This is a genomic window from Neisseria sp. Marseille-Q2251 (assembly GCF_940793045.1).
Classification (GTDB): Bacteria; Pseudomonadota; Gammaproteobacteria; order Burkholderiales; family Neisseriaceae; genus Neisseria.
In genome coordinates this window covers 1-24,859 of record NZ_CALNWV010000027.1, presented here as the reverse complement: position 1 = coordinate 24,859, position 24,859 = coordinate 1, and the positions used below count along the sequence as shown (strand labels likewise).

Sequence of the window (24,859 nt, the reverse complement as noted above, 5' to 3'; positions counted from 1 at the left end):
GGTTTCAGACGACCTTTTTGTCTTAGTCTTTACGCGGCGGCCAATAGACGTCTTCTTTTTTGACGATGCCGCGTTTAAGGATCTCGGCGGCCAAGGCGGCGGTGTCGGGTGGATTTTGATAGAACGCCGCGTCTTCTTTACTCATTGCGGAGTAGATGCCTTTCCAATGGGTTTTAGCGGGCGGTAAAGGGAGGACTTCGTCTAGGCGCGGGAAGGTGTAGAAGGGGTTGCCGCTTTTTGTGCCCGTGCCTTTCAAAGCAACTTTTAATTCTTTATAAGCCGTTTCTCGGATGGGGTCTGCATGGATGTCAGAAAATTGATCCATAAGTTCTTTATTCTTAGCAAAGACCATTTTTAGCTTTAAAGCAGCCCCTCCACCTCCTTCTCCTCCTTGGCGCACTGCGTTGTGCATCAGCAGCAGGGATTCTTGCAGATTTTCATAACGGATTCGTTTGATTCTAGATAATTCTTCCATAGCAGCAGAAAAACCCTGCTTGGCAGCACAACCAAGTAGTAACTCACGGGCATTCATATCTTTAAACTGTTTATCATAAATTAAGGACAGCTCATACTGCGCCAGCGGCACACCCAAATCCACCGCTTTTTGCAGATAGGCAAGACCAAGTTGTGGGTTGCGACGATAACCTGCATTGCCTTCATACAAAGCGTCAAACAGCCAATAGTTTGCCATCGCCCAGTTTTTGTCCAGACCGTAATGCAGCCATTTGCGGGCGCGGTTGTGCAAGGGGTTGTACATGATGCCGGTTGAACCTTGTACATGGGTGTAGAGCAGGTAAAGGTTGTTGATTGCCTGATAATGCCCCTTTGATGCCGCAGCTTCGTACAAGACAATCATGTCCTGAAATTCCTGTTTGTTCATACGCCAGTCTTTGGCATCCAGCAGGGTGGCGGCGCGATACCAAAGATGGGATTCGGCATCGGGCGGGGACGGCGGTGTCCAAGTCGCGCAGGTGTATTGGGTACGCTTTGAGTCAAAGGCTTTGGGGGCAGGATGGGTTTGGGTGTAATTGCGGTCGGATTGGGAAAGTGAAACCGAACCGCAGGAAGCCAGCAGGGGGACAAGCAGGGCGATGAAAGTAAGTTTGTTCATGGTATGTGTTGATTGTGTTTGTGTTGAGGTCGTCTGAAACTGAAAATCAGGTTTCAGACGACCTCTTTATGGGTTTCAACCTATCCTTTTAAACGGCGGCAGGCTGGCTAGTAATTGTTGGCCGTATCGCTGCGTTTTGACGCGGTTGTCGAGGATGGTTACGCGGCCGTAGTCTTGTTCGGTGCGGATGAGGCGGCCGACGGCTTGGATGAGTTTGATGCCGGCTTCGGGGACGGTGATTTCGATGAAGGGGTTGCCGCCGCGCTGTTCTATCCAGCGGTTTTGGGTTTTTTCGATGGGGTTGTCGGGCATGGCGAAGGGGAGTTTGGCGATGATGACTTGCACGCAGGCGGTGCCGGGCAGGTCGAGTCCTTCGGCGAAGCTGTCGAGCCCGAAGATGATGCTGGCTTTGCCTTCTTCTATGGCTTGGTGGTGTTTCTGCAGGAGGACGGCTTTGGGCAATTCGCCTTGTACGAGCAGGAGCGGCAGGTAGTCTTCGGGCAGGCGCAGGGCGACATCCTGCATTTGTTTGCGCGAGGAAAACAAGACGAGCGTACCGATGGCTTCGGTGGGCGAAATGAGCTTGGGCAGCCATTCGACGATGGCGGCGGTATGCGCGGCGGGGTCTTTGGGGCTGGCGTGTACGGGCGGGATGTAGAGTTCGCCTTGTGCGTCGAAATCAAACGGGCTTTCTAGGGCGAGGGTGGTGGTTTCGGGCAGCCATTGCAGTCCGGTTTGGCGCAGGATCAGATTGAAGCTGCCCAAAGATTGCAGGGTGGCGGAGGTCAACACTGCGCCTGCCGCGCGCCGCCACAGGCTGTTGGCGAGGTGGGACGCGCTGCTGATGGGGCTGGCGTTGAAAATGTAGTCGTTTTTGTCGTCGGCTCGGCGGGTAATCCATTTTGCCAGCGGTTCTTCGCCCTCGAGGGGGACGGTGGAGAGCAAGTCCCATGTGGCGGTGATTTGCTCGACGCGGGCGCGGAATACGCCGAATTCGGTACTCAGGCGGTCGATTTGCGCGCCGTTTTGGTCTTTGTCGCGGCGGGCGGCGGACAGGGCGTCGTTGAGGCTGTTGATGTGTTTGTAGAGGCTGCGGGCGGCGATGGCGGTGTTGGAAACGGTGGTTTCGAGGCCTTCGGGGATTTTGCCGTCTTCCCACAGCCAAGTCGGTCCGCTGTTGGTCCGTCTGTCGTTTTCAGACGACCCCAAGCTCAAAGACGGCTCTTCGGCGAGGTGGAACTGCCATTCATGCAGGCTTTCGAGCAGCGAGACGGCGGCTTCGTCGGCAAGGTTCGCCAACTCGCCTTTGTCGGTGAGCGTGGCGATTTTGCCGGTAACCTGCGGCAGTTTTTCCAATGCCCACACCGCTTGGTTCCACGAATGCTCGGCGGCAAACTGGCTGAGTGCTTTTTTGGGCAGGTGGTGCGCTTCGTCGATGCAGTAGAAGCTGTTTTCAGGGTCGGGCAAAATCACACCGCCGCCCATGCTGATGTCGACCATCAGCAAATCGTGGTTGGTTACGACGACATCGACGGTTTCCAGCGTGTCGCGGGCAAGGTAAAACGGGCATTCCGGACGGTTCGGACAGGCGGCTTTGAGGCAGCCGTAGTTGTCGTTGTTCACCTTCATCCAGATGGTGTCGTCGATTTTTTCCGGCCAAGTGTCGCGGTCGCCGTTGAACCGACGGGCGGAAAATTCGTCAGCGATGTCGCGCAGCAGCTTCAATTCTTCGGGCTTGGGTTTGCTGTCCCACAACACGGCGGGGGCTTCGAAGCCGAGCAGGTTTTGCTGGGCGTTGCTTTGCGTGAGTTGGTAGAGTTTGTAGGGGCAGAGATAACGGCCACGCCCTTTGGCAAGCGCGAAGGTCAGTTCCAAGCCGCTTTTTTCAACCAAAAACGGCAGATCGCGGTCCACCAACTGCTCCTGCAAGGCAACCGTCGCGCTGCTCACAATCAGCCGCTTGCCGCGCGTCTGCGCCATAATGCCGCCCGCCAGCAGGTAGGCAAGCGATTTGCCCACGCCGGTCGGCCCTTCGATTACGGCAATGCTCTCGCCCTCGCGCTTGGGCGGCTCGCCGCCTTCTTCGCGCGTCAATGTCCGCGAAAAAGCGTTGGCAATCGCCGCAATCATTTCCCGCTGCGAAGCGCGCGGACGGAAACCGGGCAGGTTTTTGCCGATATTTTGGTAATGGTCGCGGATGGCGTTTTTTTCTAAATCGGTGAGCATTGAGGTCGTCTGAAAAGGTGGATTTGCTTATGAATTTGTTATTTTAGCATTTTTCGGGGACGGGTTCGGGAGAGATGGGAGAGGTCGTCTGAAAAGCATATTTTGGCGTTTTCAGACGACCTTTGGTAAGGGAAGCCACATTGGGACAGGGGATTTGAACCGTTGCCGTTGCCGTTTCTGTTGCCGTCATTCCCGCCCCCGCCTACGCGAGGACAGGCTACGGCGGGAATCCATTTTTGAAATTCAGAAACTGTTTTTCAAATCAAGGTTTCTTAAGTTTTACGATGGATTCCCGCTTGCGCGGGAATGACGGAATTTGATGACATATCGTATTTAAAGTTAAGTATGTTTGCTAGAGAGATGGGCAGTAGCGGTTTAGTGCAGGTGGGATTAATTTCTTGGTGCATCGTTGAAATAAAGATAAGGGCGCATGATCGCGCCCCTTCGGTTTTCAGACGACCCCTTAAGTTTAGCAGGGTGCTTAAGCCGTTTTGTTCCGCAACGGCAGTTTGATATGCGGTTTGGCAGGTTTGGGCGCTTCTTTCAAACCCAGTTCGATTTGCTGCTCTTCGCTCAACAAATTGCTCCAGTCGCCTTTTTTATACCACTCGCGCCCGTCCAATTCGATGGGGTGCTGGATGCGCTCGCAGCCGTTGCCGCACTGCAAATCGTCTTCTTTACAATATTTGTCGCAACCCCAGCAGATGCGCTCCGGCGCTTTGGGGAAGATGGGGAATTTTTTTGCCATGGTGTGAAATCCTTGTTTTTATTTTCATGAAATTATAAATGATTCAATTGTGACAGCTTGGTTTTTGTACGTCTTTTTACGCTGGATGGTTAAGAAATGTATAAGGTCGTCTGAAATAGCCAGACGATTCATGTTATATTTATACAAATAGCATATCAACCTATTCGATAAAACTAATCCGCCATATGGCACTCAAACGGCGGAAAGCCTGATATTTGAAACTATTTTTAAAGCAATCAATCAGTTGGATTTACTGTTAATTTCTTTAAAATTCAGTATGATATATTACGCTCTGATATAATGTGCGGGCAAGGCGTACGGAAGCCGGCGTCTTGTCTTTTTTCAACTTTAGATACTAAGGAACTTATATGTGCGGTATCGTCGGCGCTATCCGCGCCAACCACAATGTAGTCGATTTTCTGACCGACGGTCTCAAACGCCTTGAATATCGGGGCTACGACTCGTCGGGTATCGCCGTGAATACAGACGGCAAAATCAAGCGCGTGCGCCGTGTCGGCCGCGTGCAGCTGACGGAAGACGCCGCGCGCGAAAAAGGCGTGTTCGGCCATATCGGCATCGGCCATACCCGCTGGGCGACCCACGGCGGCGTAACCGAACCAAACGCCCACCCCCACATCTCCGGTGGCATGATTGCCGTCGTCCACAACGGCATCATCGAAAACTTCGAAGCCGAACGCGAACGCCTCAAAGCCTTGGGTTACACCTTCGAATCGCAAACCGATACCGAAGTCATCGCCCACAGCGTCAATCACGAATACACCCAAAACGGCGGCAAACTGTTTGAAGCCGTCCGCGCAGCTACTGCCCGTTTTCACGGCGCGTACGCCATCGCCGTGATGGCGCAGGATAAGCCCGAAGAAATGGTAGTTGCACGCATGGGCTGCCCGCTCTTGGTGGCATTGGGCGACCAAGAGACCTTCATCGCCTCCGACGTATCCGCCGTCATCGCCTTTACCCGCCGCATCGCCTATTTGGAAGACGGCGACATCGCCGTATTGAGTGCGAACGGTATTGAAAAACTGATCGACAAAACCGGTGCCGATACCCAACGCAAAGTCAAGGTATCCGAGTTGTCGCTCGCTTCGCTGGAGTTGGGCCCATACAGCCACTTCATGCAAAAAGAAATCCACGAACAGCCGCGCGCCATCGCCGATACCGCCGAAGTGTTCCTTGACGGCGGCTTCGAACCCGAAAACTTCGGCGCGAACGCACGCGAAGTGTTCGACGACATCCGCAGCATCAAAATCCTTGCCTGCGGCACGTCCTACTACGCCGCGCTGACCGCCAAATACTGGCTCGAATCCATCGCCAAAATGCCGACCGACGTCGAAATCGCCAGCGAATACCGCTACCGAGACGTGATTGCTGATCCGAAACAATTGGTCATCACCATTTCCCAATCCGGCGAAACCTTGGACACGATGGAAGCCCTGAAATACGCGCAGTCTTTGGGACACAAACATAGCCTGTCCATCTGCAACGTCATGGAGTCCGCCCTGCCGCGCGAAAGCGAATTGGTACTGTACACCCGTGCTGGCGCAGAAATCGGCGTCGCCTCCACCAAAGCGTTCACCACGCAACTGGTTGTTTTGTTCGGCTTGGCGGTAACGCTGGGCAAACAGCGCGGTTTGGTTTCCGCCGAAAAAGCGCGCGAATACGTCGAAGAACTGCGCCAACTGCCCGGCAGCATCCAACACGCCCTCAACCTTGAGCCGCAAATCGCCACTTGGGCGCAAAAATTCGCCAAGAAAAACAGCGCACTGTTTTTAGGTCGCGGCATCCACTTCCCGATTGCCCTCGAAGGCGCGTTGAAGCTGAAAGAAATCACCTACATCCACGCCGAAGCCTATCCCGCAGGCGAATTGAAACACGGCCCGCTGGCATTGGTGGACGAAAACATGCCCGTCGTCGTCATCGCACCGAACGACGGTTTGCTGGACAAAGTCAAAGCCAACATGCAGGAGGTCGGCGCACGCGGCGGCGAACTCTTCGTCTTCGCCGACTTGGACAGCAATTTCAACGCCACCGACGGCGTGCACGTCATCCGCGCCCCGCGCCACGTCGGCGTACTCTCGCCGATCGTGCACACCATCCCCGTGCAGCTCCTGTCCTACCACGCTGCCCTCGCACGCGGTACGGACGTAGACAAACCGCGCAATCTGGCGAAATCGGTTACAGTTGAATAAAGCCCGATTTGAACGGTAAAAGGTCGTCTGAAAACTGGGAAATCCAAGTTTTCAGACGACCTTTTTTAAATCAACTCGTACTTGAGATAAGCCGAACCAGTAGCGTGGGCTTCGCCCACGAACCTGCCGTCCAAACATCTAAATCCAATCCTCTCTGTTCCATTCGTGGGTAAAACCCACGCTACGGGCGGCTGAGTTTTTGATACAGCATCATCCGCCGTCATTCCCGCGCCCGCCTACGCAAGGACAGGCTACGGCGGGAAACCATCGGCAATTTTCAGAAGCAGATATTTGAAAAACAGTTTCCAAAATTCAAAAGTGGATTCCCGCCTGCGCGGGAATGACGGCATGAGCATTTGTGAATTCGGTATTGGAAACGGTTAGAGGGATAGGATAAAGAATAGGTCGTCTGAAAAACCGAATATTCTGATTTTCAGACGACCTGTCGTTAAGTGGACATAGCTTTAGGATAAACCAAGCCGTAGCGTGGGCTTCGCCCGCGAACCTGCCGTCCAAACATCCGAATCAAAACATCTCTGTTCATTCTGTGGGTAAAAACCACGCTACGGATAGCTATATAACCCGCGCTACGGTTTGTTTTGAGGGTGTCTTATCTATTTCCTGATCTGATTAAGAAGTGGAATTTAAGATTGAAAAGAGGTCGTCTGAAAACTTAGGTTTCCCAGTTTTCAGACGACCCTGATTAATCAAAACACGCTGTGGATAAGCCGAACCCCGTAGCGTGGGCTTTGCCCACGAGATTTGCCGCCTGTCAGTCTGAGTCGGGTATTTGTGATTGCATCTGTTTCGCGGGTAGAACCCGCGCTACGGGTAGGCTCATCCAGAATCGATGCCTACTTGACGAAAAGGTCGTCTGAAAAACCTGAATCTTGGTTTTCAGACGACCTTTTGTGTCGATTCAATCTCAAATCATTAAGTCTGCATCAAATCCGTTTTGCCAATTCTTCCGCTTTGCCGATGTACAGCGCGGGGGTCAGGGCGAGCAGTTGGGATTTGGCTTCGGCGGGGATTTCCAGCGATTCGATGAAGACTTTCAGCACTTCGGGCGTGATGCCGCCTTTGCCGCGCGTCAGGTCTTTCAGTTTTTCGTAAGGATTGGCGACGCCGTGGCGGCGCATCACGGTTTGAATCGGTTCGGCGAGCAGTTCCCAAGTGGCATCCAAATCGGCAGCCAGCGCGGCGGGGTTGGGTTCGAGCTTGTTCAGACCGCGCAGGTGGGCGGCGAAACCCAACACGGCATAGCCTACGCCTACGCCCATATTGCGCAGGACGGTGCTGTCGGTCAGGTCGCGCTGCCAACGGGAAACGGGCAGTTTTTCGGATAAGAAGCCCAATACGGCGTTGGCCATGCCGAGGTTGCCTTCGGAGTTTTCAAAGTCGATGGGGTTGACTTTGTGCGGCATGGTGGAAGAGCCGACTTCGCCCGCTTTGACTTTTTGTTTGAAGTAACCCAATGAAATATAACCCCAAACGTCGCGGTTGAAGTCAATCAGGATGGTGTTGATGCGGCTGAGGGTTTGGAAGAATTCAGCCATGTAGTCGTGCGGCTCGATTTGGATGGTGTAGGGGTTGAAGGTCAGGCCGAGGCTGATTTCGACGAAGTTGCGGCAGTGGTTTTCCCAATCGACGTCGGGATAGGCGACCATGTGGGCGTTGTAGTTGCCGACGGCGCCGTTGATTTTGCCGAGGAATTCTTGCGCCTGAAGGTTTTTGAACTGGCGTTGCAGGCGGTACACGATGTTGGCGGTTTCTTTGCCCAAGGTGGTCGGCGTGGCGGGCTGGCCGTGGGTGCGGCTCATCATGGGGACGGCGGCAAGGTCGTGCGCCATGCCGGTGAGTTTTTCGATGATTTCGGCCAGTTTGGGCAGGATAACGGTTTCGCGCGCCTCTTGCAGCATCAGGGCGTGGGACAGGTTGTTGATGTCTTCGCTGGTGCAGGCAAAGTGGATGAACTCGCTGGCGGCGGCGACTTCGGGTACGCCGGCGAAGCGTTCTTTGAGCCAGTATTCGATGGCTTTGACATCATGATTGGTGGTCGCTTCGATGGCTTTGACGGCAGCTGCGTCTTCCAGTGAAAAGTTTTCGATGACTTTGTCGATTTCGGCAAGCGTGAAATCGCTGAAGGCGGGAATTTCGGTGATTTTCGGTTCGGCGGCGAGGGCTTTGAGCCAGCTCAATTCGACTTTGACGCGCGCCCTCATCAGGCCGTATTCGGAGAAAATCGGACGCAATGCTTCAACGGATTGGGCGTAGCGGCCGTCTAGGGGGGAAAGTGCAGCGATAGGGTTGATCATGTCGGAGTCCTGTCGGTAGGTCGGTCAAACGGTTAAATCAAACAGTCAAATTGTTTGCAATTATACATGATTTGACCCGGCAACTTCGGGTCGTCTGAAACTACAACCTTCCCTTCAAAGCGTTTTTGACAAACGCCGCCGACTCGCGCAATACCGTGTAACCATAGCCGCCGTAAGGCTCGGAACAAAACGGCGCGGCATACACCTGTATATCGTGTCCCTGCCACTGCTTGTCCGCCATCATCTGCGCCCGCGCCAAATGAAAACCGGCGCTGACAATGACGACGCGCGGGCTGTTTTCAATAAAATCGCGGCTGAACACAATGTTCTCAAACGTATTTTCCGCCCGTCGCTCTTGGATAATGTCCGCCTTCGGCACCCCCATCTTCTCCGCAATCGCCTGCATATTGCCCGAAGCAGACTGAAAATCGCGGCTGAGTCCGCCCGACATCACCAGTTTTTTCACCTTGCCGGCACGATACAGCTCGACAGCCGCTTCAACGCGCGCCACCAAACAAGGATTCAGACGACCCCCTTCATAAGAACGGGTCGAAAGCACAACCGCAGCATCCGCCGGACGCACCGTATCCGCATCCAAGCGCGATACCTGAAAATCACGCCATATAATCCACAACGGCAAAAGCGCAGCGGTAAAGAATAAAATCAATATAAAAACAAGGGCTTTTTTGAACATCCGAATCCTAAAACGATGAAAATTATTGGAACGCGGCTGTACAGGCAGGTTCCGATTATTCCTTAATTTTACGAAATTCATACAGCAAAAGGTCGTCTGAAAACAGGATTTTCAGACGACCTTTCATTCTTTAATAACTTAACTTTTGCAACTGCGCTACCAACTGCCGCAAAGCTGAAATCTCCCGATCCTTTTGCGCCAGCAGCAAATCCTTGTGAGCCAGCAGTTCACGGCTGTGTTCCAAGCCTAGCTTTAGTTTTTCGAGTTCAATCGTAATCTGCCCATTTGCCCCATAATCGGGATTGTTGCTGTTGTTCGTTCCGATCAATAAAACTAATTCTTTATCATCCGAAGCAATCAATTCACCAATATCGATTTTAAAAATTGCCGCCAGCTTTTCCAACTTCGCTAAATCCAATTTTCTCTCGTCCCGTTCAAGCCGAGAATAACTGCTTTTCGACATATTCAGCCGTTCTGCCATATCTTCCTGTGACCAATTGTTCAACTCACGCAAAGCACGGATTTTGTTGTTGACAGACATTCACAGCCTCCTTGTAGTCGAATGTAATTAAAATTGGGAATTTATTCCGATAAACGGTCTTAAATCATAATAATTGGTATTGATAAGTGATGCGCGGTAAATATATTATCCTGAATGGCATATCTTTGCAAATTTATGCATTAATTAGTAAAGCAAAATGTCGGCAATAATCAATTACTGAATGTATTAAATCTTCAATACTTTTCCATTCATTCAAAATCTTTAGAGAGTAAATATGAAAAAAGCCTTTTCCGGTATTTTTGTCAGTTTTTTGTCATTAGCGTTACTCGTAGCTTGTAATCAACAGGAAAGCGAAACGCAAAAAGAGCTGGCAGCATTAAAAGAACAATTGGCACAACAGCAAAAACAACAAACCGACCGCGAAAATCAAGAGCAGGAACATCGTAAACGGCTTGAGCAACAGGAGCGTGAGACCGCGCTTTATGAACAGGCATACCAGAATGCGCAAGAAGACTTGAAAATGAAACAAAATTTGGAAGAAGAGCAGAAAAAAGAAGAAGCAAACAAGAAAAAAGAGGAGGCTCAAAAACAAGCGGCAGAAAAGAAAAAGGCTGTCGAGGGGCAGCAAACTAAAACTTCCGAAAAATTAGCGCGTTATCCTGCTTTTGTGATTTCGGAATCAGGTTACGGCTCATTAAATCTGCGAGGTGCTCCTTCTGCTTCAGCCGTTTCTATTACCCAATTACGGGATGGACAACAAGTACAGGTTGTCGCCATAACCAACAACTGTAATAACGCAAACGGCGGTTGTTGGGTAAAAGTACAGGTTGATGGCTTGACTGGTTATGTTTCGGATGCTTATTTACAGCGTGGTTATTCTCAAGATGCCATCATGGACAATTTTGAGCACTAGTTCAATCTCAATTCATTTTAAAAAGGGAACAATATGAAAAAATTAATACTTATTGCCGCTTTGTGTTTTTCTAACATGGCTTACGCAGAAAGCAAATCTCAAATTGTTACAATGATTAGAAATGCTGCAGTCGAACTTTGCGGAGGTGGCGATCACGACGAAAGATTTTTCGAAGCTAATGGCAAGATTTATGTATTTTACTCAACAAGTGGGCATAAAGAACCGTACCGCAATGCCCCATGTTCTATAGGAAGTGGGACAACCACATCACATTTGGCAGAAGTCAGTAGGGTGAATGGAAGATTTCAAGTAAACGACGTTGATTTATTACGTAAAATTAATGAGGAAGATAACTATGTGATCAACGACCGTTTCATTGACCCCAAAGGCATGACTGTTTCTAACGGAATTTGGATATTCAGGAACGGAGAATTTGGTGCCGATGACGGTAATTGCTGTGCCGATGATATTTATTTGAATAAAATCAGATTGTCTGATATGAAAGTATTGAATCGTACTTATCTTGGACGTAGGGAACAATTCGGGTACTAATCCGTGTAAGATTGAATAGTTGCAGTTGCCGAAGCTATACTTAATTAGCTACTGAAACTGTTCCTATGTTCGTGAAATGTTGGATTCAATAATCTAATTCATATGTGTTATAGAAAAAAGGTCGTCTGAAATTTCAGACGACCTTTTTCACGTTTTACAAAACAACCGAGTCTTTAACCTTTGCGGCGGCTGCCTAGGTCGGCGGCGGCGGTAAAGAGTACGTCGGTGGAGGAGTTGAGGGCGGTTTCGGCGGAATCTTGGATAACGCCGATAATCATACCGACGCCAACGACGCGCATGGCGAAGTCGTTGTCGATGCCCAAGAGGCTGCAGGCGACGGGGATCAGCAGCAGCGAGCCGCCGGCAACGCCGGATGCGCCGCATGCGCCGACGGTGGCGACGAGGCTCAAGAGCAAGGCGGTTGGGTAGTCGACGACGATGCCTTTGGTGTGGGCGGCCGCCATGGCTAAGACGGTAATGGTAATCGCCGCACCTGCCATGTTGATGGTTGCGCCCAGCGGGATGGAGACGGAGTAGGTGTCTTCATGCAAACCGAGTTTTTTCGCCAATGCCATGTTGACGGGGATGTTGGCGGCGGAGGAGCGGGTGAAGAAGGCGTAGAGCCCGCTTTCGCGCAGGCAGGTGAAGACCAGTCCGTAAGGGTTTTTGCGGGTTTGCGACCAGACGATGAGCGGGTTCACGACGAGGGCGATGAATGCCATGCTGCCGAGCAGGACTGCCAGCAGGCGTCCGTAGCTGAGGAAGGCGGCAAAGCCGGTTTCGGCGACGGTTTGGGAGACCAGTCCGAAAATACCCAAGGGGGCGAAACGGATAACCCATTGCACGACGGTGGTCACGGCGTCGGAGAGGTCGGCGACGACTTGGCGGGTGGTGTCGGAGCCATGGTGGCGCAATGCGGAGCCTAAAACCAACGCCCATGCGAGAATGCCGATGTAGTTGGCTTGTGCGATGGCGTTAATCGGGTTGGACACGAGCTTCATCAAAAGCTCTTTGAGGACTTGGATGATGCCGGAGGGCGGGGCGAGGGCGGAGGTGGCAACGTCTTTAAACACCAGCGCGGTCGGGAATGCCATACTGGCGGCAACGGCGACGGCGGCTGCGGCAAATGTGCCGACGAGATACAGAATAATGATGGGTTTGATTTTGGCTTCGCCGCCTTTGCGGTATTGCACCAGCGCGGCGGTCACTAAGACAAACACCAATACGGGGGCGACGGCTTTTAATGCGCCGACGAACAATTCGCCGAGCAGCCCCGCTCCTAAGCCTGCTTTCGGGGAGATGGTACCGACCAAGACGCCCAACATCAAACCGATGATGATTTGCGGTACGAGTCCGATACGGTTGACTGCGTTTAGCAGTGGATTACCACTTGCCATGATACATCCTCTTACTTTATGTGTTAAGAAACGTTGCATTTTAAAAGAAAATATCAATTATTGCGCAGGTTTACATATCAAATCGATTGTTGTGGCGGAAAATGCCCTGTTTTTGGACTTGTCGGACAGTTTGTGCCTGATTTTTTGTATTGAATGGGTAAATGTGTTTTTTGGTATCCACCTTTTCAGACGACCCCTCCGTCTCGGGCGGGTTTTAAACCCGATTGAAAATATAGTGGATTAACTTTAAACCAGTACGGCGTTGCCTCGCCTTGCCGTACTATCTGTACTGTCTGCGGCTTCGTCGCCTTGTCCTGATTTAAATTTAATCCACTATAATGGTAGAATTTAGAACCCTTCTGCCGTTGAAACATTTTTTGCCATGACCAGACTGACTTCGCCCATCCTGATTGCCTCACTCGCCCTTGCCTACGGACACGCAACCGCAGCCGATCTGCCGCGTGCCGAAGACTACGAACCGATTCCCGGCTTCAAGCAGGGCGGGCAATCCGAGCAGGCTGCCAAAGCAGGCAAACTGACGCCCAAGTTTCCCGTCAAAATCGAAACCAAAAACAGCGAAGTCAAATCCATGCTCGAAGAATACCTGCCGCTGATTACCCAGCAGCAGGACGAAGAGTTGGACAAAGAGCAGGTCGGCTTCCTCGCCGAAGAAACGCCCGACAACGTCAAAACCATGCTCAAAACCAAAGGCTATTTCAACGGCAGCGTCAACGTCCAAGACAACGGTTCGAGCTACACCGTCGCCGTCAATCCCGGCCCGCGCACCAAAATCGACAACGTCAGCGTCGCCATCCTCGGCGACATCCTGTCAGACAACAACCTTGCCGAGTATTACCAAAAAGCCATGGCGAACTGGCAACAGCCCGTCGGCGAAAACTTCGATCAAGAAGGCTGGAGCAGCAGCAAAACCTCCGTTCTCAGCGCAGTAACCCGCAAAAAATACCCGCTTGCCAAACTCAGCAACAGCCAAGCCACTGTCAATCCCAACAACAACACCGCAGACCTCAACGTTACCGTCGAAAGCAACCGCCCCATTTATTTCGGCGACTTTGAAATCACCGGCACCCGCCGTTATCCCGAAAACGTCGTTGCCGGCCTGGCACGCTTCAAACCCGGCGCACCCTACGACCTCGACCTCTTGCTCGACTTCCAACAAGCGCTCGAACAAAACGGACATTACTCCGGCGCATCCGTCCAAGCCGACTTCGACCGCCTCCAAGGCGATCGTGTGCCCGTCAAAGTCAACGTTACCGAAGTCAAACGCCACAAACTCGAAACCGGTATCCGCTACGATTCCGAATACGGCCTCGGCGGACGCATCGGCTATGACTACTACAACCTCTTCAACAAAGGCTACATCGGCTCCGTCGTTTGGGACATGGACAAATACGAAACCACCCTCGCCGCCGGTATCAGCCAGCCGCGCAACAGCGAAGGCAAATACTGGACGACCAACACATCCTACAATCGCTCGACCACCCAAAACCTTGAAAAACGCGCCCTGACCAGCGGTATTTGGCGCGTGCGCGACCGCAACGGCATCGAATCGCGCCTCGGTATCGAATTCATCACTGAAGACCGCAAAGTGCCCGATACCAATTACGACCTCGGCCGCAGCCACGCCACCATGCTGACCGCCTCGTGGAAACGCCAAAACATCGAAACCGAGCTGCGTCCCGAAAACGGCTACTACCTCGACGGCAAAATCGGCGCAACGCTGGGCAACTTCCTGTCCTCCACCACCATGGCGCGTGCCACCGCCCGCGCAGGCTATTTCTACACACCCGAAAACAAAAAACTCGGCACCTTCATCGTCCGCGGGCAGGCAGGCTACGTTTATGCCCGCGAAGGCGAAGACGTACCTTCCAGCCTCATGTTCCGCACCGGCGGCGCCTCTTCCGTACGCGGTTACGAGCTCGACAGCATCGGTCTGGCAGGTCCGAACAATTCCGTCCTCCCCGATAGGGCATTACTGGTCGGCAGCCTCGAATACCAATTCCCGATTACCAAAAGCGTATCCGGCGCCGTCTTCCACGATGTCGGCGATGCCGCAGGCAACTTCAAACGCATGAGCATGAAACACGGCACTGGCCTCGGCGTGCGCTGGTTCAGCCCCGTCGCCCCGTTCTCCTTCGACGTCGCCTACGGACACCAAGACAAAAAACTCCGTTGGCACATCAGCTTGGGCACAAGGTTTTAAGGTCGTCTGAAAACAAAAAACAGGGGTGCGTGATGGCATCCCTGCTTTTTTATGTGGTATGTGAAAACCGCATACATCGGATTTTCAAAAGCCAACGGATTCGCAGCCGACAAAAAACGGTCAGACCAAATGTTTTGCCAAAAGATTGAGGGCAAACTCGACGGCCTGTGTTCTGACGGCTTCGCGGTCGCCGCTGAAGACTTGCATCTGTTCCAATGATTCGGTTGGTGTGGACAAACCGAACCAAACCGTGCCGACAGGTTTCGCCGCGCTGCCGCCGCCCGGGCCTGCGATGCCGGAAATACTGAGGGCGTAGTCGGCTTGGGCGACGGCTTTCGCACCGCGCGCCATTTCGTAAACGGTTTCGCGGCTGACCGCGCCGTGTTGCAGCAGCGTGTCGGGCATGACGCCGAGGCGTTCTTCTTTGGCTTGGTTGCTGTAAGTGACGAAACTTTGATGAAACCATTGCGAGCTGCCTGCAATGCTGGTGAACGCGCCCGCCAACAGGCCGCCGGTGCAGGATTCGGCGCAGGTGACGGTTTGGCGGTGTCGGGTGAGGTGTTCGGCGATGGTTTGCAGGGCGGTCATGGGATGTCCTTTCGCTGGGCGGGTTTCCCCGAAATATTGGGTTGGGTGGAGACCCTATTATAGAAGGATTGCAGAGAGTGGGCGAAAGGTCGTCTGAAAACCGGAATAAACCGGAATCCCAATTTTTCAGACGACCTTTTGTGCTTTGCCCTATCCGTTAAACCGTCGGTCGCCCGCAGCGTGGGTTCTACCCACGGATGAACAGGGAGGATTGGATAGGGATGTTCGGTGGGAGATCGCAGGCAAAGCCCACGCTGCGGATTGGTTTATCCTGAGCCTTGCCCATTTGACCAAAAGGTCGTCTGAAACCTAAATTGGTTTTCAGACGACCTTTTTCTGTTTGACGGGCAATTATGCGCCGAACACTTTCAAACGGTTTTCCACCGGTTCGAAGGTTTTTTCACCGGCAGGCGCTTCGATGCCGCCGATAACCATTTGCGCGCGCAGAAGCCAGCTTTCGGGCAGGTTCCACTCTTTGGCGATGGCGGCGTCGGGCAGCGGGTTGTAGTGTTGCAGGTTCGCGCCCACGCCGGCGGCGGCAAGCGTTGTCCAGATAGCGTATTGCGTCATCGCGTTCGCATGGTCCGCCCAAACGGGGAAATTGGCGGCATAAGAAGGGAACTGCTCTTGCAGGCCTTTGACGACGTTTTGGTCTTCGAAGAACAAAATGGTCGCCGCGCCTGCTTTGAACAGGTTTAATTTTTGCGCGGTCGGCTCGAATTGTTCGGCAGGCACGATGGCGCGCAATGCGTCTTCAACGAATTGCCACACTTTGCCGTGTTCTTCGCCGAAGAGGACGACGACGCGGGTGGATTGCGAGTTGAAGGAAGAAGGCGTGTGTAAGACGGCGTGTTTGACGATTTCGCTGATTTCTTTGTTGCTGACAGGCAGGTTTTTATTCAGTGTGTAAATGGAACGGCGGGTTTCTGCCGCTTGTTGCAAGGTTTGATAAGTCATTTTGTTTTTCCTTTGATTGATGTTTAATCGGTTGGCGGGTTTAGAAATCTATTCGTAAAACCCGCTTTGCTTGTTTTCAGACGACCTTTGGGTACATCAGGCTTTGTCTTTGCCAATCAGGTTGTCCAATGCCAATGAGCCGCCGCCGGCTGCAGCGAGATAGAGGAACACGAAGCAGAACAAGACTGCCGATTCGCCGCCGTTGGCAAGCGGGAACAGCGCCGAACCTTTGGCAGCGTGTGCCATAAAGTAGGCAGCCGCCATCTGACCGGACAGGACGAAGGCGGTAGGACGGGTAAACATTCCGAGAATCAGCATGATGCCGCCGACGATTTCCAAAATACCCGCCACCAGCATCAAGCCTTCGGGCGAGCCGCTGCCCATGGCGGTCGGGAAGCCGAAGAATTTTGCCGTACCGTGCAAGAGGAAGAGGTAGGCGGTTACGATACGCAAAATGGACAATAAAATAGGTTGGATACGGGCGCAGGTTGCAGACATGGCATACTCCTAATCAAAATGTAAGAACGAAATGAAAACTAATCTTATCTGGGCAGTATAGATAATTACTGCCAGTAGATATATACTGCTTTTATTGATACAACGTTTCCCCAAAAGAAAAGATGGATACCCTGTTCAGCCTCAAAGTTTTCCGCCAAGTCGTCCAAAGCGGCAGCTTCACCCGCGCCGCCGAGCAGCTTGATATTTCCACCGCGATGGCGAGCAAACACGTCAGCCATCTGGAAAATTCGATTAAAGCCAAACTGCTGCACCGCAACAGCCGCAACCTCCACCTGACCGAAGCGGGCGAAGAATACTACCGCCAATGCAGCTACGCGCTCGATACGCTCGATACCGCCGCGCAAAAGGCGGCAGGCGGGGCAGACACGCCGCAGGGCATGTTGCGCGTAACCATGCCGCTTTGGTTTGCGGGCAATTTAATCAGCAACTGGCTGGCGGAATACCGCGAACGCTATCCCGAAGTCACGCTCGATTTGGTACTCGACAACCGCCACGTCGATTTGATTGCCGAAGGCTTCGACCTCGCCTTGCGCGTGGCAAAAACCCTGTCGCCCTCGCTTATCGTCAAGCCGCTTGCGCAAATCCAATTCGTCCTGCTCGCCTCGCCCGACTATCTGGCGAAACACGGCACGCCGCAAACGCCCGAAGAAGTCATGCGCCATCCCGCCATCCTGCCGTCCTACACCGACCAACGCAATTTGGAAATCACCCATCGGGAAACGGGCGAAAAAAGCATTCTGACACTCAATCCGGTGATTTTAAGCGACAATACGCTGATGATCCGCGAATTGATCAGGGCGGGCGCGGGCATCGCCTATCAGCCGCTGTGGTCGGTCAGGCAGGATTTGGCGGAAGGCAGGTTGGTCCGCCTGCTGCCGGACTATCGGGTACGAACCGATCAATTAAACGCAGTTTATGTGGACAGGGCGTTCTTAAGCGCGAAGGTGCGCAGTTTTATTGATTTTCTGAACGAGAAGATTTCGGCGGATGGGGAATGAGGTCATCGTCTAAAACTAAAGAGGTCGTCTGAAAACGGGAAACGGTTTCAGACGACCTTTTGTTTGTGTGGCGGTTTATTTAACCTGCTGCATGTATTTTTTCAGACGACCCTTGCTCTGCATGGCGCGGTTTTCCAGTTCGTCCACGACGGCTTGCGCTTTGGCTTTGTTCACCGGTTTGCCGACCTGAATCACGCCGCTCATGTTCATCATGCGGTGTGGCGGGCAGGTATAGACGTATACGCCTTCTTTGTCGAGTTTGAGGGTGAAGTCTTTGCCGTCTTCGGACAGGAAGTCGGCAACGCCGTCGGGCAGGGCTTTGCTTTGCACCCAGTGGCCTTTGTTGGCGGCTTTGAAGGTTACGGTGTCGCCGACTTTGGCGTTGACGTAGCCGGGTTCGAACACCATGCTGCCGTCTTTGCCGTTGTCGAGCATTTTGATTTCGTGGTTGGCGGCGTATGCGCTAAGGGAAGCGGTCAGCATGAGGAGGAAGAGGGATTCTTTCATGGGGGAGTCCTTTCTAAGGATAAAAAATATGGGACGGGCTGATGAGTCGAAGAGGTAAGCCTTGGGCTTACCGCCCTCTCCCTAACCCTCTCCAGCGGGAGAGGGGATAAGTTGAAGGGAGAACGCAGGCCGGATGCTCAAATCCGACATTTCAGGAGCGGATTGTTGATTTTTAACCGTCGTCATTCCCGCGCAGGCGGGGAATCCATTGGAATGACGGCGGCGGTTAAGTTACGCACTCTGCCGCATCGGGCGGATAACGGGCAGGCCTTTGCTGTCGTATAAGAGTTCGATGTCCACTTTGTACAGCCTGCCTATCATCTCTGCCTGCAACACGTCCTGCGGCGCGCCCTGCGCCTGTACTTTGCCTTCGCCGAGCAGAATCACGCCGTCTGAAAACTGCGCGGCGAGGCTCAAATCGTGCAAGACCATTAGCGTAACCAGATTGTGTTCGTGCGTGTATTGCACCACGCGTTCTAAAAGATTGAGTTGATGGTGCATATCCAGCGCGCTGACCGGTTCGTCCAGCATCAGGATTTCGGGGCGGCGCAGCATGACTTGGGCAAACATGACGAGCTGCCGCTGTCCGCCGGAAAGCCGCATGACGTCGCGGTGCGCCAGATGGCCGATGCCCAGCTCCGCCATGATACTTGCGGCTTCGTGCAGCAGTTCGTCGCCGACGTGCATGTGCAGCGCGTCCATGCGGCCGAGCAGCACGACTTCCAACGCGGTCAGCGAGGCTTCGGCGGCGGTATCCTGCGGCATATAGCCTATGCGTTTGCGCCAGCTTTGCAGGTGGATTTTGCTCAATACTTCGTTGCCGTAGCGGATGGTGCCTTTGTGCGCCACTTCGCCGAAAATCGTTTTCATCAGCGAAGATTTGCCCGTGCCGTTCGGGCCGAGCACGGAATAGACTTTGCCTTGTTCCAGCGTCAAATCGATACTGTCGGCGACCACATAATCGCCGCGCCGGATATGGACGTTTTCAAGTTTCAACATTTCAGACGACCTACCGTTTCGTTAACACAATCCAGAAGAAGAACGGCACGCCGACAAACGACGTAACAATGCCCACCGGAAACAGCGCGCCGGGGATAATCACCTTGGACAACACGCTGGCGACCGACAAAAACGCCGCACCCGCCAGCATCGCGCCGGGCAGGAAAAAACGTTGGTCTTCACCCAAAAGAATCCGTGCCACATGCGGCGCAACCAGTCCGATAAAGCCGATCACGCCGACGAAACTGATTGCCGTTGCCGTCATCACCGCCACCAGCACCAGCGTTTTCAGGCGCAAAAGTTGCAGATTGATGCCCAGCCCGACGGCGCGTTCTTCGCCCAAACGCAGCGCGGTCAGCTTCCACACGTCGCGCGAAAGCAGAATCACGCATACCGCCGTAACCGCCGCCGTAACGATGACTGTTTCCCAAGTTGCCTTGTTCAAACTGCCGAACAGCCAAAACAGAATCTGCTGCGAAATCTCAGGCGCGGCGATAAATTGAATCAGCGACAAAATCGACTGAAACAGAAACAACAGCGCAATCCCCACCAACACCAACATCGCCGAATTGAAGCGGCGCGCCGAAGCAAACAGAAACAAGATGCCCGAAGCCAGCATGGTCATCACAAACGCACCGATGGGAACGGCGACCGTTTCAGGCAGCCCGAAACCGCCGAACGCAATCACCGCCGACGCGCCCAAACCCGCCGCCGCCGCCAAACCCAGCGTATAAGGGCTGGCCATCGGATTGTTCAAGAGCGTTTGAATCTCCGCCCCGCCGACACCCAAAGCCGCACCGACCACCAACGCCATCACCGCAATCGGCAGGCGCAAATCCATCACAATCAGGCGGTTCATTTCATCGACTTCGGGTTTGCCCAGCAAAACATTGACCACTTCGCCGACAGGCAGCATGTCCGTCATCGCCGGGCCGGTGGCGATGTCGAATAAAAAACTGACCGCCGCGATGATTAAAAACATCAAAACAATCAACCAACGCTTGCCTTCCAACTTGCGCTGGTTTTTCACAATCTCGGCGACAACCGAATCATTCATTTTTCAAACCTTTGAAATTAAGGAACAAGGCCAGACATCCATGCCCGACCATCTCTTTTGTCTGTATCCGTTTTGAAGGGTGTTTTTTTGAAAATCGGGATAACGGCGTTCCAAACGGCATTGCCCTCTCCCTAACCCTCTCCCGCGGGGAGAGGGAACAAATTGTAGGGAATCAAAACAATGGTCGGACTTCAGTTATCTGATCCCCTCTCCCCGTGGGAGAGGGGGCAAATTGTAGGGAATCACAACAATAGTCGGACTTCAGTTATCTGTTCCCTCTCCCCGCGGGAGAGGGTTAGGGAGAGGGCCAAAACAGTCAAACCCACCTGACACTCCCCGCCCGGCACGACGGAAATTCGTAGCGTGGGCTTTGCCCACGAAAACAGGGAAAACCTCATACCGTTCGCCATCATTTCCGCAAACGTCATCCGTGGGCAAAGCCCACGCTACTGCTTCTGTACAAAATCCACGCTGCTTTCAGACGACCTTTCGCATAAAAGGGTCGTCTGAAACCTGCAAACCAGCCTTATTGCCCTTTTGGATACAGGTAAAACTTACCACTCGGCACGACAGGAATTCGTAGCGTGGGCTTCGCCCACGAAAACAGGGAAACCCCATACCGTTCGCCATCATTTCTGTAAACGCTATCCGTGGGCAAAGCCCACGCTACGGTTCTGTACAAAACCCACGCTGCTTTCAGACGACCTTCCGCATAAAAAGGTCGTCTGAAACCTGCAAACCAGCCTTACTGACCTTTCGGATACAGATAGAACGTACCGTTCGGCACGACCGGCAGGTTTTGGCGGTAGAAGTCGATATAAGTCTTTTCGGGATTGAAGTCTTTGAACAACTGCGGATAAATCGCTTTGGCCATAAATTGAATCGATGCGCTGTCGGACAGCGTGCGCGAGTTGGCGTGGTAGGCGGCATAGAGGCGGTTGTTTTTAATCGCAGGCAGGTTGGCCCAGCCGGCGCGTTTGGCAAAGCCTGCCAAGCGTTTTTCCGCTTCCGCTTTCGGAATGCTCCAGCCCATGACCATGGCGGCAGGGTTTTTCTTCAATTCGGTTTCGCGGCCGGTAATCACGATCACGTCGGGTTTGGCGGCGAGGACTTTTTCAGGATTGATCGGGCCGTAGAATTCGACCGAAGAAGCGGCGATATTGTTGCCGCCGACCAGTGTCACCATCGGACCCCACATGCTTTTGCCGAAGGTAAAACTGTGTTCGGCAGGGCCTTTGTTGCCGAATTCGACATACACTTTAGGCTTGGGCAGGTTGGCTTTTTTCACGCGCGCCTGGATGGTGTCGGCGATGCGTTTGTAGTCTGCCGCCAATTTGTCCGCCTTTTGCTGCTGGCCGGTCAGCGTGCCGATGAGTTTGGTCGATTGGATATGTTTGGCGACCGTTTGCGCGTTGTAATCCAACACCACAATCGGAATGCCCGCTTTGTTGATGCGGGCAAGGTCTGAACCCAGAGCTTTGTACTGCCAGTCTGCCAGAATCAGCAAATCGGGTTTCAATGCCAATAATTTTTCAACGGAGAACGTGCCGACTTCCAACTCGCCCACATCGGCAAGCTGGTTCAACTTGGGCACGGCTTTGCTGAACGCCGCCCAGCTCGGCGGCGCCCAGTCGGACCAAACCGCTTTGGAGAAACCGACCACATTATTCAGCGCGTCCTTGCCGCCGATGGCCATGTAGTCTTGATAATAAAAGCCCAAAACCACGCGTTTGGCGGGCAGGTCGACGGTTACTTTGCGGCCGTTGACATCGGTAATTTGAACCGGTTTGGCATGAGCGGCGGCAGTGCCGAATGCCAATGCGGCGGCGAGGGCAAGGGAAGAGAAGCGCGAAAGTTTCATTAGAGTAAAATCCTTGTAATAAATAATGTTATATATAATTTACATATGAATAAGAATCTTTATTATTTATATGCGAGACTAATGGATTTAAAATAAACGGAAAAGTTCCGTTATTCAGGGAAGTTTTTATTGCAAGCGTGATGGTGTTTATTGTTTAGACAACGCCTGCCGTTTGCCCGATAAAAGGTCGTCTGAAACATCAAGCAAAGACATAACCTCTTGTCAATATTCTGTCATTTCATTTTTTGAAAGTCCGCCATGCTGACGATTACCACCTGCCTCGCCTATCCCGAACCGCCGTCCAACCTGCTGCCGTTGGCGGACGCGCTGACACGGGACGGCATACCCACCGCCTTCGCGCCTTGGCAAAACCGCCCGAAATCCGCCTTCATCCTGCCTTTGTGTGCATGGGATTATGCGGCGGAGCCTGAAGCGTTTGGGCAGTGGCTGACCGAAGCGGAAGCGTGCGGGCAAAGGTTTATCAACCCCGTCGGGCTGATGCGTTGGAACATGGACAAACGTTATTTGTGCGATTTAGCAGAATGGGGGGCGGACGTGATTCCGAGCGTACAGACGTCGTCTGAAAAAGAAAAATTGGAAGAAGTTTTAGAGAGTCGGGGCTGGCGGGAAGCGGTCGTCAAACCCGTAATCGGGCAGAGCGGGCGCGGTGTGGCGAAAATCAGAGCGGGAGAAGTGTCGTTGAAGGCGGAGGATTATCCGCAAGGCGTCATCGTCCAGCCTTATATCCGCGAAATCGAAACGGCGGGCGAAACCTCGCTGGTGTTTTTTGACGGGCGTTTCAGCCATGCCGTACTGCGTATGCCGCCCCAAGGCGAATGGCGCGCCAATTCCGCCTACGGCGTCGCCGTCAGCCCTGCCGCGCCGCCGAAAAAAGCAATCGAAACCGCACGGCAAATATTGTCTATGCTGCCTGAAATACCGGCATACGCCCGCATAGACGGGACGCTGATCGGCGACAGGTTGCTGCTCAACGAATTGGAACTCGTCGAACCCGCCCTTTACCTGCATACCGCGGAAAACGCGGTTGCCGATATGGTGCAGGCGGTAAAGCGCGTTATCGCGGGTTGACGACAAATAAAGGACTCATGCCAAAAAGGTCGTCTGAAAACAAAGGTAGCGGGTTTGAACCGTGCTATGCTTGTTTTCAGACGACCTCTTTAGGAAAACCGACTGCGTTCGGCAGTCAACCTTTGATCGGCATTACAATTTAGGCTCCACCATCCAGACTGCGGCGAGTGTGACGATGGATGCCAAACTGATGATCATGATTAAATTTAAAAACAAAATTGACATATAGCCTCCGAAATGTTTGCTGTTGTGTTTATTATTGATACTGCCGTTCGGTATCATGGCGTACCGTAAGGCAGTTAGCGGCTTTACGCGGATACCCTTTTATAGTGGATTAACTTTAAACCGGTACGGCGTTGCCTCGCCTTAGCTCAAAGCGAACGATTCTCTAAGGTGCTGAAGCACCAAGTGAATCGGTTCCGTACTATCTGTACTGTCTGCGGCTTCGTCGCCTTGTCCTGATTTAAAGTTAATCCACTATATTGAACCGCTTTGCCGGGCGCTTAGAATAGCATTGTCAGAATAGTTACTTTGTGTATTTACCTAATTTATCAGTAAGAAAAAGGCAATAATTATCAACAATTAATAAAAAGCACTATCACTTTCGAATGTTTTTAATCAAACATGGCTCATTAACAGGAAAACTTTTCCAAATCTCTATTTTTATTTGATTTATGCACAATTTTCATATCCGTTTCCGCCGCACGGCGCTCATAGCCGGTGTGGTATTTTTGCCTTTGGCGGTGTTGATTGCCTTCCATTTACACACGCATGGCGGTTTTGAATTTGAAAAACCTTTAATGATGTGGGTTCACCATAACATCGGCGAAGGCTTTTTCCCTATTGCCACTGTTTTGCATTATTTGGGCAAAACCGCCATTGCCGTGCCTTTAATCGGCATCGCGGCTTGGTGGCTATATCGGGTCGGCAACCGTCGCGGCGCATTGTTTTGCGTTTCCGCTGCCTTGATACCGACGCTGAATATGTTGTTGATTAAAAATTGGTTTGAGCGTCCGCGACCGCTGTTTTGGCCGCGCATGATTGAAGAGACCAATTTTTCGTTTCCCAGCGGACACAGTACATTTTCCGCCGCCATTGCCGTCATGATGATTATGTTGTGCCGTGAGACGCCCTATCGGCGTGTCGCGTGGCTGATCGGCATTGCCTTTGCCCTGAGTACCGGTTTTTCGCGCGTTTATTTGGGTGTGCATTACCCGACCGACGTTTGGGCGGGCTGGACAAACGGCACGCTGACCGCGTTGTTGGTTTATTATAGTCAATTAAAAATAAAATAGTACAATACTCAACTTTTAAGGTCTAACCATGGCATACTCTGCGGACTTAAGAAACAAAGCTTTAAACTATTACGAACAATGCAAAAACATCAGCCAAACCGCA

22 protein-coding genes are annotated in these 24,859 nt (G+C 52.6%); 7 read left to right on the top strand and 15 right to left on the bottom strand.

Annotation, left to right across the window (positions count from 1 at the left end; all coding sequences use genetic code 11):
* Positions 1-22: 22 nt before the first annotated feature.
* The 4 genes from AAG834_RS09425 to AAG834_RS09410 form a co-directional block, all read right to left on the bottom strand.
* Positions 23-1,111, bottom strand: coding sequence for a sel1 repeat family protein (locus tag AAG834_RS09425; RefSeq protein WP_342031969.1), 1,089 nt, complete (start codon positions 1,109-1,111; stop codon positions 23-25).
* Between the two features lie 75 nt (positions 1,112-1,186).
* A complete protein-coding gene (dinG, locus tag AAG834_RS09420; protein WP_342031968.1) occupies positions 1,187-3,337 on the bottom strand; it encodes an ATP-dependent DNA helicase DinG in 2,151 nt (716 codons plus the stop codon).
* A gap of 43 nt (positions 3,338-3,380) precedes the next feature.
* Positions 3,381-3,527, bottom strand: a complete 147-nt coding sequence (locus AAG834_RS09415; RefSeq protein ID WP_342031967.1) for a hypothetical protein — start codon at positions 3,525-3,527, stop codon at positions 3,381-3,383.
* A 291-nt stretch (positions 3,528-3,818) separates the two neighbouring features.
* Positions 3,819-4,085: a DUF3079 domain-containing protein gene (locus tag AAG834_RS09410; RefSeq protein ID WP_003766405.1), complete on the bottom strand. Its 267-nt coding sequence runs from the start codon at positions 4,083-4,085 to the stop codon at positions 3,819-3,821.
* A 368-nt stretch (positions 4,086-4,453) separates the two neighbouring features.
* On the opposite strand from AAG834_RS09410, the gene glmS reads away from it, so the two are divergent.
* Positions 4,454-6,292, top strand: a complete 1,839-nt coding sequence (gene glmS, locus AAG834_RS09405; protein WP_342031966.1) for a glutamine--fructose-6-phosphate transaminase (isomerizing) — start codon at positions 4,454-4,456, stop codon at positions 6,290-6,292.
* Between the two features lie 944 nt (positions 6,293-7,236).
* Here glmS and purB read toward each other — a convergent pair.
* The 3 genes from purB to AAG834_RS09390 form a co-directional block, all read right to left on the bottom strand.
* Entirely contained in the window at positions 7,237-8,607 is a 1,371-nt protein-coding gene (gene purB / locus AAG834_RS09400; RefSeq protein ID WP_342031965.1) for an adenylosuccinate lyase, read from the bottom strand.
* A gap of 100 nt (positions 8,608-8,707) precedes the next feature.
* Positions 8,708-9,301 (bottom strand): YdcF family protein, encoded by a 594-nt coding sequence (locus AAG834_RS09395; protein WP_342031964.1) that lies wholly within the window; start codon positions 9,299-9,301, stop codon positions 8,708-8,710.
* Positions 9,302-9,431: 130 nt separating this feature from the next.
* The gene (locus tag AAG834_RS09390; RefSeq protein WP_342031963.1) at positions 9,432-9,842 is read right to left on the bottom strand and encodes a helix-turn-helix domain-containing protein; all 411 of its coding nucleotides are present in this window, start codon (positions 9,840-9,842) and stop codon (positions 9,432-9,434) included.
* Positions 9,843-10,077: 235 nt separating this feature from the next.
* On the opposite strand from AAG834_RS09390, the gene AAG834_RS09385 reads away from it, so the two are divergent.
* Positions 10,078-10,716, top strand: a complete 639-nt coding sequence (locus tag AAG834_RS09385) for an SH3 domain-containing protein (RefSeq protein WP_107825102.1) — start codon at positions 10,078-10,080, stop codon at positions 10,714-10,716.
* A 33-nt stretch (positions 10,717-10,749) separates the two neighbouring features.
* On the top strand, positions 10,750-11,268 hold the full coding sequence (locus tag AAG834_RS09380; protein WP_308026851.1) for a hypothetical protein: 519 nt from the start codon (positions 10,750-10,752) through the stop codon (positions 11,266-11,268).
* Between the two features lie 173 nt (positions 11,269-11,441).
* Here AAG834_RS09380 and sstT read toward each other — a convergent pair whose 3' ends face one another.
* Positions 11,442-12,665, bottom strand: coding sequence for a serine/threonine transporter SstT (gene sstT / locus AAG834_RS09375; protein WP_342031962.1), 1,224 nt, complete (start codon positions 12,663-12,665; stop codon positions 11,442-11,444).
* 382 nt (positions 12,666-13,047) lie between these two features.
* Here sstT and AAG834_RS09365 point away from each other — a divergent pair, with 382 nt between their 5' ends.
* Entirely contained in the window at positions 13,048-14,886 is a 1,839-nt protein-coding gene (locus AAG834_RS09365) for an autotransporter assembly complex protein TamA (protein ID WP_342031961.1), read from the top strand.
* Between the two features lie 120 nt (positions 14,887-15,006).
* Here AAG834_RS09365 and AAG834_RS09360 read toward each other — a convergent pair whose 3' ends face one another.
* From AAG834_RS09360 to AAG834_RS09350, 3 genes are all read right to left on the bottom strand, one after another.
* Positions 15,007-15,474 (bottom strand): CinA family protein, encoded by a 468-nt coding sequence (locus AAG834_RS09360; protein WP_009312532.1) that lies wholly within the window; start codon positions 15,472-15,474, stop codon positions 15,007-15,009.
* A gap of 351 nt (positions 15,475-15,825) precedes the next feature.
* Entirely contained in the window at positions 15,826-16,431 is a 606-nt protein-coding gene (locus tag AAG834_RS09355) for a nitroreductase family protein (RefSeq protein ID WP_342031960.1), read from the bottom strand.
* A gap of 96 nt (positions 16,432-16,527) precedes the next feature.
* On the bottom strand, positions 16,528-16,929 hold the full coding sequence (locus AAG834_RS09350) for a DoxX family protein (protein WP_342031959.1): 402 nt from the start codon (positions 16,927-16,929) through the stop codon (positions 16,528-16,530).
* A gap of 122 nt (positions 16,930-17,051) precedes the next feature.
* On the opposite strand from AAG834_RS09350, the gene AAG834_RS09345 reads away from it, so the two are divergent.
* A complete protein-coding gene (locus AAG834_RS09345; RefSeq protein ID WP_342031958.1) occupies positions 17,052-17,948 on the top strand; it encodes a LysR family transcriptional regulator in 897 nt (298 codons plus the stop codon).
* A 75-nt stretch (positions 17,949-18,023) separates the two neighbouring features.
* On the opposite strand, the gene AAG834_RS09340 is transcribed toward AAG834_RS09345, so the two are convergent.
* The 4 genes from AAG834_RS09340 to AAG834_RS09325 form a co-directional block, all read right to left on the bottom strand.
* Positions 18,024-18,455, bottom strand: coding sequence for a plastocyanin/azurin family copper-binding protein (locus AAG834_RS09340; protein WP_342031957.1), 432 nt, complete (start codon positions 18,453-18,455; stop codon positions 18,024-18,026).
* Between the two features lie 231 nt (positions 18,456-18,686).
* Entirely contained in the window at positions 18,687-19,454 is a 768-nt protein-coding gene (locus AAG834_RS09335) for an ABC transporter ATP-binding protein (protein WP_342031956.1), read from the bottom strand.
* A gap of 10 nt (positions 19,455-19,464) precedes the next feature.
* A complete protein-coding gene (locus AAG834_RS09330; protein ID WP_342031955.1) occupies positions 19,465-20,511 on the bottom strand; it encodes a FecCD family ABC transporter permease in 1,047 nt (348 codons plus the stop codon).
* Positions 20,512-21,256: 745 nt separating this feature from the next.
* Positions 21,257-22,372: an ABC transporter substrate-binding protein gene (locus AAG834_RS09325; RefSeq protein ID WP_070602996.1), complete on the bottom strand. Its 1,116-nt coding sequence runs from the start codon at positions 22,370-22,372 to the stop codon at positions 21,257-21,259.
* A 258-nt stretch (positions 22,373-22,630) separates the two neighbouring features.
* On the opposite strand from AAG834_RS09325, the gene AAG834_RS09320 reads away from it, so the two are divergent.
* Both AAG834_RS09320 and AAG834_RS09310 read left to right on the top strand, forming a co-directional pair.
* On the top strand, positions 22,631-23,461 hold the full coding sequence (locus AAG834_RS09320; RefSeq protein WP_342031954.1) for an ATP-grasp domain-containing protein: 831 nt from the start codon (positions 22,631-22,633) through the stop codon (positions 23,459-23,461).
* 674 nt (positions 23,462-24,135) lie between these two features.
* On the top strand, positions 24,136-24,756 hold the full coding sequence (locus tag AAG834_RS09310; protein WP_342031953.1) for a phosphatase PAP2 family protein: 621 nt from the start codon (positions 24,136-24,138) through the stop codon (positions 24,754-24,756).
* Positions 24,757-24,859 lie beyond the last annotated feature (103 nt).